Here is a 7718-nt window from a genome sequence, read left to right on the forward strand (position 1 = left end):
GTGCTGAACGCCGCCCAAGAAACCTACCCCGCAGCCGACGACCCCGAATGGGGCCAAGTCCCCCCGGACGAAGTCTGGACCCTCATCCCTCAGCACGAGAGAGGTTGACAATCGTCCGTTACATGAGGTAATCTTGCTGGTACCAACGGCGCGGGGTAGAGCAGTCTGGTAGCTCGTCGGGCTCATAACCCGGAGGTCGGAGGTTCAAATCCTCCCCCCGCACCCAATTCGCTACTCCGCTTCTAATCTCTTCAGCGTCGCCAAGTCTTTGGGAAAGTCGTCGACTTCGGGCGTCTCCAACAAGAGCGGCACGTTCCGAAACCTCGCATCCTTCATCAGCGCCCTAAAGCCGCCTTCGCCGATCTCGCCGTGGCCGATGTGATCGTGTCGGTCGACCCGGCTGCCTAACGGTTTCTTACTGTCGTTCACATGCCACACGCTCAGACGTTCGATACCGACCAGCCGATCAAACTCGGCCATTGTCTCATCGTAGGCTTCTTGAGTACGAAGGTCGTATCCCGCGGCAAAAAGGTGGCAGGTATCGGCGCAAACCGTCAGCCTCTTGTCGGGCACTGCGTCGAACAGCCGAGCAAAGTGCTCGAATCGATAGCACAGCGCGCTTCCCTGCCCGGCCATTGTCTCCAATGCCGGCAGGCAGCCCTCGGGCATCTCTTCGAGAAGCAGCTTGAACGTCTCGATCAACCGGTCGATGCCAACGTCCTCTCCCTGCCCTAAGTGCGAGCCCATGTGGACGACCGCGTACCGCACCCCCAATTGGCAACAGCGGTGAAGCTCTTGCAGATAGGCATCGTAAGACTGCCGCCAAACTGCCTCATCGGTCGCCGCGAGGTTAATGAGATAGGCCGCGTGAGAAACGGTCGATTGGATGCCGGTTTCCTGTTGCCCCGCCTTCCAAGCCTCGATCGCCTCGTCGCTCAAGGGATTGCTCTTCCATTGGCGCGGACTGGCGGTGAAAATCTGAACCGAGGTGCAACCGATCGCCTTGCCCGAATATAGCGCCTTGTGAACGCCGCCCGCCGTGGGCATGTGCGCGCCTAATAGCCGATCCATGAACGACTCTTTCTGTGGAGACTGCTTGGCTCCTGCTCAGTTGTTCCCGCCCAAGAACTCCCGGATTTCCGTGGAAATCGGACCAAAGTTGACGCCAGAGTTCTTGGGCGGGACCAACATCGCCTCCAGCGTAACGCGACCGGTTCTCTTGTCTTCTTTAGGGAAGAGATAGATAGCGCTTCTTCTCAGCGACTCGATCAATCTTGGATGCCAGGATTGGGGGTACCGAGGTCCGAGAGCTCGCAGAGCAGTGGCAGTTTTGTTAAATTCCTGCGATGGAAACTTAGACATTTCTATGGTTACCGCCGCGCCCTTTTCTAAAGACTCCACCAAGTTCGCGCCGACCGGACTGCGGTCGATCGCGCTTAATAGAGGGTATGCCTCGGCGATAGCCGACATATCCACGCCCCTGTATGGAGCCCCGTTCGAATAGACGCTTCGGTTTACCCTAGCCCATGCCGCGTTCTGTTCTGGCGAAACCGCACGGCAATAATTGAGCATTGCGCGAACTGAAAGCGGACCATCCTTGCCCGACTTCACCGCTCTCTCGAACGCAAAGAAGGCTTCGAACGGATAACCCTGAACCCTATCCAGGAATCGCATCCGATTTCTCACCCTTAAGACTCCATCATCCTCTACAAAAGACCATGAGAAGACCCGATCGAACTCCTTCTCTAACTCGGTCGGGTTCGATAAATCGACTCCCAACCAGGTTTGATAGAACAGCCCTTGGCCTTCGTTCTTGTGCGTATAGACAGAGACTGCCGGTTGCCAGCCTTTTACAATGTCGGCTAAGCTAATCCGCCCGCTCATCAGTCGCGGCATCCACCAAGCGCCCTGTTCGCGAGCCGGGAAGAGCTCCATCACGACCTCTGCGCCAAACTCGTTCGAGTAAATCTCTATGACCTGTGAAAGCGAAAAGTCCTGACCGGTCGGCACAAGGAACTTTCGATTCGCATTCCCCGTCTGTACGAACGCTTTGCTAGCCGCTCGATCGTCCAGTTTGCCCGCTGGCCGAAACTCAAAATCGACCGGCTCGCCTCGGATGACGAATGGCGACAGGGCGCCGTAGCTGCCTGGACCGTTGGGCCCCGATACGTCGCAACGGCCGATGAGACACCGCGCAAACAGGTCGAACTCGACCGAAAAGACGAAGTGATCGAATTCAGAAGGCGTATGGTCAAACTTGATCAGTTCTCGCGCGTCTCGCGCAGAGACCCCGTTCAGCAGATTGCCGATCGGCTGCGTTCCCACCGCCCAGCCCTGCTTGAACAGCGTCGGATAAAACCCGGCCGAATCGACGTTGAGCATTGCATTGAGAGAAGCCCAGGCATCAATGCTGCCAAGCCAACTCTTTTCTTGATAGGCGCCGACTAACTTCCAATACTCAGGGTCGGCGTAGGGATTGGTGCCGTTCTGCTCCAGCCTCTCCCTTAACGCTCTCTCGTTGCTCTCCATGTCAAGCAGATCAAGTTGGGTCGTCCTAAAACTCGAACTAGCAGAAACCATCCACTTCTGAACTTGGTTTTGCACAGTCTGAGCGAATGACTGCATATAGCTCTGGCGCCATGCGGCTTCCTGCTTCTCGATCGTGCTGTCCGCATCCATAAACCAGGCGCCGTCTTTCTGCTCCGAAAACCGAACGCCCAGTTCAGATTCCAGGAGCCTTCTTGCAAACGTCCAATCCCGCTCGTAAAGGGCGATGAAGAGAGCCCTCTCTTTGACGTTCTTAGAGCAAATGACCGAGCGTTCGGGAGTCGACAGGGCTGCGGCCAACTCGCCATAAGTCATGGCTCGAGGCAAAATTGTGATAGTTTCCTGCGCAATTCCTAAACTTATCAGTCCGGCGAACACGATCGATGCGGAGAATCTCATGACGGCCTCCATGCTAATCCAAGATCGATTATCGGGTTCGACCGCCTTATCGAACGCCGATAAGATTGCCAGGTTCTGGCAGGGAGCCCTCGTCCTCGGGCGAAACGTAGACCATGCAGAGGGCGCCCGAATGGTTTGCCGGTGCAGATGAGGCAGGTCGAGGCCCCCTGGCCGGACCTTTGGTGGCCGCAGCCGTCGTCTTGCCGCCCACGGTCGACCTCCCGCTGGTGAACGATTCTAAACTCCTGACCCATGAACAACGGGAGTCGGCCTATGACTGCATACTTCAGCAAGCCGTCAGCATCGGGGTGGCCGCCGTGCCCTCTTACATCGTCGATCGCCTCAATCCTCACCACTCATCTCTATTGGCTATGAAACAGGCGATTTGTCAACTCCCTATGCAACCAAGAGGCGTATTGATCGACGGCAAGTACACGATTAGCTCGCTCAAGATCAGCCAAAAAGCCGTGATCGACGGCGATGCGACCTACCTTGAAATCGCTGCAGCGTCGATCGTAGCTAAGGTTATAAGAGACCGCATCATGCTCGATTACGACCGGCTCTACCCCAACTATGGCTTCTCTCGGCACAAAGGCTATGGCACGAATCTTCACAAACAAGCGCTGATCAGTTACGGCCCGGCGCCCATCCATCGCAACTATCTGCCCGTGATCGAAGCTCGAAACCGACAATCATGCCTCATTCAAGACAAATAGGCGCCGAAGGCGAGCAGATGGCCGCCGAGTTCCTGACCCGGCTGGGCTACGAAATCATCGACAAGAACTGGACGCGCCGAGGCGCAGAGATCGATTTGATCGCCCGCGACGGCGATTGCCTGGTGTTCGTAGAGGTCAAATACCGCCTATCCGACGCATACGGCGACCCTCTTATCAGCATGGACAACCGCAAGATCGCACGGTTGGCCAAATCCGCCGCCCGATACTTGGCCGAGAACGATCTCACTCAAGTCGATTGTCGCTTCGATGTCGTCGCTATCCGAAAGATTGGCGCCGCAACCGAGATCGAGCACGTCCCAAACGCCTTCTTTCCGCCAGAAGGCGCGATGCCTTAACGAATCTCCCGAATCCAGAGGTCCCGCGCTTCGATCGTCGATCTCGGATCGTGGCACTGGATGGCAACCCGCCCTTCTAAAAAATCCTCCACCTGTGTATCGACCGTCTGCCGTCCGTTGACATAGATCCGAACGCGCTTCCCCTCCGCCAACACCCGCATAGAAAACCAAGCCTCGTCTCGCGTCGTAATCTCGGGCGCGCGAACCCGGCCATACAGCGATCCGGTCGAATAATCCCCGCCGCGGTTCCAGATCTGCGCTTCCAAACCTTCTGGCCAGCTGTCGGGATTGGAGGCTGGCGGGCGAGCGCGAAAGTAGAAGCCGCTGTTGCCGTTGGGCGTAATCTTGAACATTCCCCTCAGTTCAAAGTCCTTGAACGACGCCATGCTGAACAGATGCCCCATCTCGCCGCTGCCGCGCAAAACGCCATCGACAACCTCCCACTTGGCCTTGCCCTTGGCCTCCCAACCGGTCAGATCTTTGCCGTTGAAGAGAGGCGCCCACTCGTCTTTGGGCTTTGGCAGAGGCTCGATCTTAAGGTTGCGATACCGCACCGTTACACCAGGGTGATGCTGCTGAAATCCAATCACGCCCTTAGTACGAACATTGAGCGTCGCATCCTGAACCTGCTCTCCGTTGTACCAAGCCCGAATGCGCGCACCCTCGGCGCGAATGGCGAACTTGTTCCATTGCTTTTCCGGCGTCAGCCGCTTCATCAATTCAAGGCTGGTCGGAACGCGGTTGTAGAGGCTTCCAGTAGGATTCTTCTCATCCTGAAGGCTGATTTGAAGCTCATACCCATCGATCCAAGGCTGACCTTGCCTTGAGGCACGAATGAAAATCCCGCTGTTCGATTCGTGCGTCTCGCCTCGGTCGATCCAATACTCGCCAGTAAGCTCGAAATCCTCGTACTCCTCTTCCGTTCCGATCCAACCGCTCGCATCTTTGGGGCCTATCAGCTCTTGACCTTCGAACAGCCAAGGCGGACCGTCGTAGATCTTCAACTTATAAGGCTCGCCCAGCAGGCTGATCGTCTGAGCCCAACAAAGACCCACAATGTATAAGATTGCAAATAAAACCCTCATCGTAACGCCTCCTGTGCCTCAAACTCGATCGTCATCCCATCGTAGCATAGTTCGACGCTGGCGGGAAGCTCCCTGTTCGTCGCCTCATGGTCAAAATCGTGCGCCAAATGGGTCAGCGCGGCGCGTTTCGGCTTAAGCTCGGCAATCACCGCCAGCGCCTCTTCTAAGTTGTAATGCGTCGGGTGCGGCGCAATTCGAACCGCATCTAATATCAAAAAGTCCAGCCCCGATAGCCGATCCCAACTTTCTGGCGGAATGCGCTTAACGTCCGTAACATAGGCCAACGAACCGAAACGAAAGGCCAATATCGGCATGTCGCCGTGATAAACGCGCAAAGGCTCCACCCTTAGCCCGCACAGGTCGAAATCGCCTTCTATCCGATGAAACTCGATCAGCGGCTTGCTGGCGCCCGCGGGCGCAGGAAAACGGATGTAGCGAAAAACGCGCTCCAAATCGTCCAGCGCGGCTTGTTCTGCATAGACAGGTATAGCCCGCCCCGTCATCTCGGTAAAGCCGCGCAAATCGTCCAGTCCAAAGATATGATCTGCATGGGTGTGCGTGATCAGCGCAGCGTCCATTCGGTCGTCCAGACCAAAGCGCAACAACTGCAACCGAAGCTCCTGAGGCGCATCGACCAGGATTCGTCCGGTCGGCGCATCGATCGCAATCGCGGGCCGCGCGCGCTGGTTCTTTGGGTCGTCGCTCAGACATACGGGACATCGGCAACCGATCATCGGTACCCCGGTCGAGGTGCCGCTGCCGATCACGATCGCTCTTGCCTTCATGCGTCGCTAAACGGGAGCCTTCTCAAACACGTCGCGCTCTGGGCGCGCGCCATCGGGAATCTCGATCGGATACTCGCCGTCAAAACAGGCCAGACAAAACCGACCGCGAGGCTGGCCGACCGCCTTCACCAGCCCACCGATGCTCAAATAACCGAGCGAATCGGCGCCGATCTGTTGGCGAATATCCTCCACCGTCTGGTTCGCGGCCACCAGTTCGCGCTCGTTCGCCATGTCGATGCCGTAATAACAGGCGTGCCGGATGGGCGGCGCGGTTATCCGGCAATGCACTTCCTTGGCGCCTGCGTCGAAAAGCAGATGCACGATCTGCTTGATCGTCGTGCCCCTTACAATGCTGTCGTCCACCATCACGATGCGTTTGCCGCGGATGGCGTCGGTCAGCGGCACTAGCTTTAGCCGAACGCTCAGCTCGCGCAGGCTTTGGTCCGGCTGGATAAACGTGCGCTGAACGTAGCGATTCTTAATCAGCCCCTCGCCAAACGGGATGCCAGACGCCTCGGCAAAGCCAATCGCCGCCGGCACGCCCGAATCGGGCACGGGGATCACCAGATCCGCCTCGGCCGGGTGCTCGATCGCCAACTGCTTGCCCATGCGCCGCCTTGTCTCGTACAACAATCCGCTGTACAGATGGCTGTCGGGACGGGCAAAGTAGATCAGTTCGAACATGCAGAGCGCCTCTCGGGCTGCCGGAACGCCGGTAAACGATCGCAGGCCGCCCTCGTCGATCACCACGATCTCGCCGGGCAGCACGTCGCGCACATATCGGGCGCCCACAGGGGGAAAGGCGCACGTCTCGGACGCTAAAACGTAATGGTCGCCAATCTTGCCGATGCTGAGCGGCCGCACGCCGAACGCATCGCGCGCGCCAATGATCTGCGTAGGCGTTAGGATGGCCAGAGAGTAGGCGCCGCTCATTCGAGACATCGCCCGAGCCACCGATTCCACAATATCTTCGCCGTCCTCGCTGGCAATCAGGCGAGCGATCACCTCCGAATCGTTGGTGCTTTCGAACGTCGCGCCTTGGCTCTCCAACTCGCGCCGAAGTTGAGCGGCGTTAACCAGATTGCCGTTGTGCGCCACCGCGGTATCGCCGGTCTGAGTGGTGCAGGCAATGGGTTGGGCGTTGCGCAGCGCGCTGCTGCCCGTGGTGGAATATCGAGTGTGCCCGACCGCCAAACCGCCTTTCAGGCTGCTTAGCGTCGCCTCGTCGAACACGCGCGCGACCAAGCCCATGTCCTTGTGCATCTGCACGGTCTGGCCGTCCGATACAGCGATGCCGGCGCTCTCCTGTCCGCGGTGCTGAAGGGCAAACAAACCGAAATAGGTAAGCCGAGCGGCATCGCGGCCTGGCGCGCAAGCGGCGAATATCCCGCACTCTTCCCTTGGCCGATCCCCGGGCATTGGATATAGAGTGTACCTTCCGATCGGATGGAACGCCGCCCTTCCGGGCGGCCCCGTTGTCTTCTGCCAGGCAGAAGCCTGGCGTGCCGCAAGCGCTCTAACGCCAGCCCGGAGTCCCTCGACCTATAAGGATACAAGGGATCGCTGTTCGTTCGATGCCCCCGGCGGTTTGGCGGGCGCCCAATCCGTTTCATGGATGAACATCGGTCTATCTCGGGCGATTGTGCCCCTCCCCTGTATCCCCTCCCCAAACTCTGGCGAGTTTAGGGAGGGGAACGAAAGAGATTCTTTTGCCTCTACACCCTACGTTCCTTTAACCCTCCACACCCGCCGTTCGGTGCGGAGGGTCTAGGCCCTCGGCTCGCGGTCTCTGGACCTCGTCCGTCTTCAGTCCCCTCCCCAAACGCGGAG

The 7718-nt window shown here is 58.1% G+C and carries 7 protein-coding genes and 1 tRNA gene; 3 read left to right on the forward strand and 5 right to left on the reverse strand.

The window, feature by feature from the left end; all coding sequences use genetic code 11:
• The first annotated feature begins 149 nt into the window (after positions 1-149).
• Positions 150-226, forward strand: a tRNA-Met gene (locus HUU60_12675).
• Between the two features lie 5 nt (positions 227-231).
• Here the strand turns inward: HUU60_12675 and HUU60_12680 are convergent.
• Positions 232-1071, reverse strand: a complete 840-nt coding sequence (locus tag HUU60_12680; protein NUL83554.1) for a deoxyribonuclease IV — start codon at positions 1069-1071, stop codon at positions 232-234.
• 36 nt (positions 1072-1107) lie between these two features.
• A complete protein-coding gene (locus HUU60_12685; protein NUL83555.1) occupies positions 1108-2946 on the reverse strand; it encodes a hypothetical protein in 1839 nt (612 codons plus the stop codon).
• Between the two features lie 113 nt (positions 2947-3059).
• Between HUU60_12685 and HUU60_12690 the strand changes: the two genes are divergently transcribed.
• A complete protein-coding gene (locus HUU60_12690) occupies positions 3060-3662 on the forward strand; it encodes a ribonuclease HII (GenBank protein NUL83556.1) in 603 nt (200 codons plus the stop codon).
• Positions 3641-4018: a YraN family protein gene (locus tag HUU60_12695; GenBank protein NUL83557.1), complete on the forward strand. Its 378-nt coding sequence runs from the start codon at positions 3641-3643 to the stop codon at positions 4016-4018. The genes HUU60_12690 and HUU60_12695 overlap by 22 nt, the downstream gene beginning before the upstream one ends.
• Here the strand turns inward: HUU60_12695 and HUU60_12700 are convergent.
• The 3 genes from HUU60_12700 to HUU60_12710 are packed head-to-tail and all read right to left on the reverse strand — an operon-like array spanning position 4015 to position 7307.
• Complete coding sequence (locus tag HUU60_12700; GenBank protein NUL83558.1) at positions 4015-5103, reverse strand: DUF1080 domain-containing protein; 1089 nt, start codon at positions 5101-5103, stop codon at positions 4015-4017. The genes HUU60_12695 and HUU60_12700 overlap by 4 nt on opposite strands.
• Positions 5100-5888 carry an MBL fold metallo-hydrolase gene (locus tag HUU60_12705; GenBank protein NUL83559.1) on the reverse strand — a complete coding sequence of 263 codons (789 nt, stop codon included), beginning with the start codon at positions 5886-5888 and terminating at the stop codon, positions 5100-5102. The genes HUU60_12700 and HUU60_12705 overlap by 4 nt, the downstream gene beginning before the upstream one ends.
• A gap of 6 nt (positions 5889-5894) precedes the next feature.
• Positions 5895-7307 carry an amidophosphoribosyltransferase gene (locus HUU60_12710; protein NUL83560.1) on the reverse strand — a complete coding sequence of 471 codons (1413 nt, stop codon included), beginning with the start codon at positions 7305-7307 and terminating at the stop codon, positions 5895-5897.
• Positions 7308-7718 lie beyond the last annotated feature (411 nt).

Source organism: Armatimonadota bacterium, from assembly GCA_013359125.1.
In the GTDB taxonomy this organism is placed as follows: domain Bacteria; phylum Armatimonadota; class Fimbriimonadia; order Fimbriimonadales; family GBS-DC; genus JABWCR01.

Coding starts and splice junctions, on each gene's coding strand:
- HUU60_12695 (NUL83557.1), top strand. CDS start 3,641: ATGCCTCATTCAAGACAAATAGGCGCCGAAGGCGAGCAGATGGCCGCC.
- HUU60_12680 (NUL83554.1), bottom strand. CDS start 1,071: ATGGATCGGCTATTAGGCGCGCACATGCCCACGGCGGGCGGCGTTCAC.
- HUU60_12690 (NUL83556.1), top strand. CDS start 3,060: ATGCAGAGGGCGCCCGAATGGTTTGCCGGTGCAGATGAGGCAGGTCGA.
- HUU60_12685 (NUL83555.1), bottom strand. CDS start 2,946: ATGAGATTCTCCGCATCGATCGTGTTCGCCGGACTGATAAGTTTAGGA.
- HUU60_12705 (NUL83559.1), bottom strand. CDS start 5,888: ATGAAGGCAAGAGCGATCGTGATCGGCAGCGGCACCTCGACCGGGGTA.
- HUU60_12710 (NUL83560.1), bottom strand. CDS start 7,307: ATGCCCGGGGATCGGCCAAGGGAAGAGTGCGGGATATTCGCCGCTTGC.
- HUU60_12700 (NUL83558.1), bottom strand. CDS start 5,103: ATGAGGGTTTTATTTGCAATCTTATACATTGTGGGTCTTTGTTGGGCT.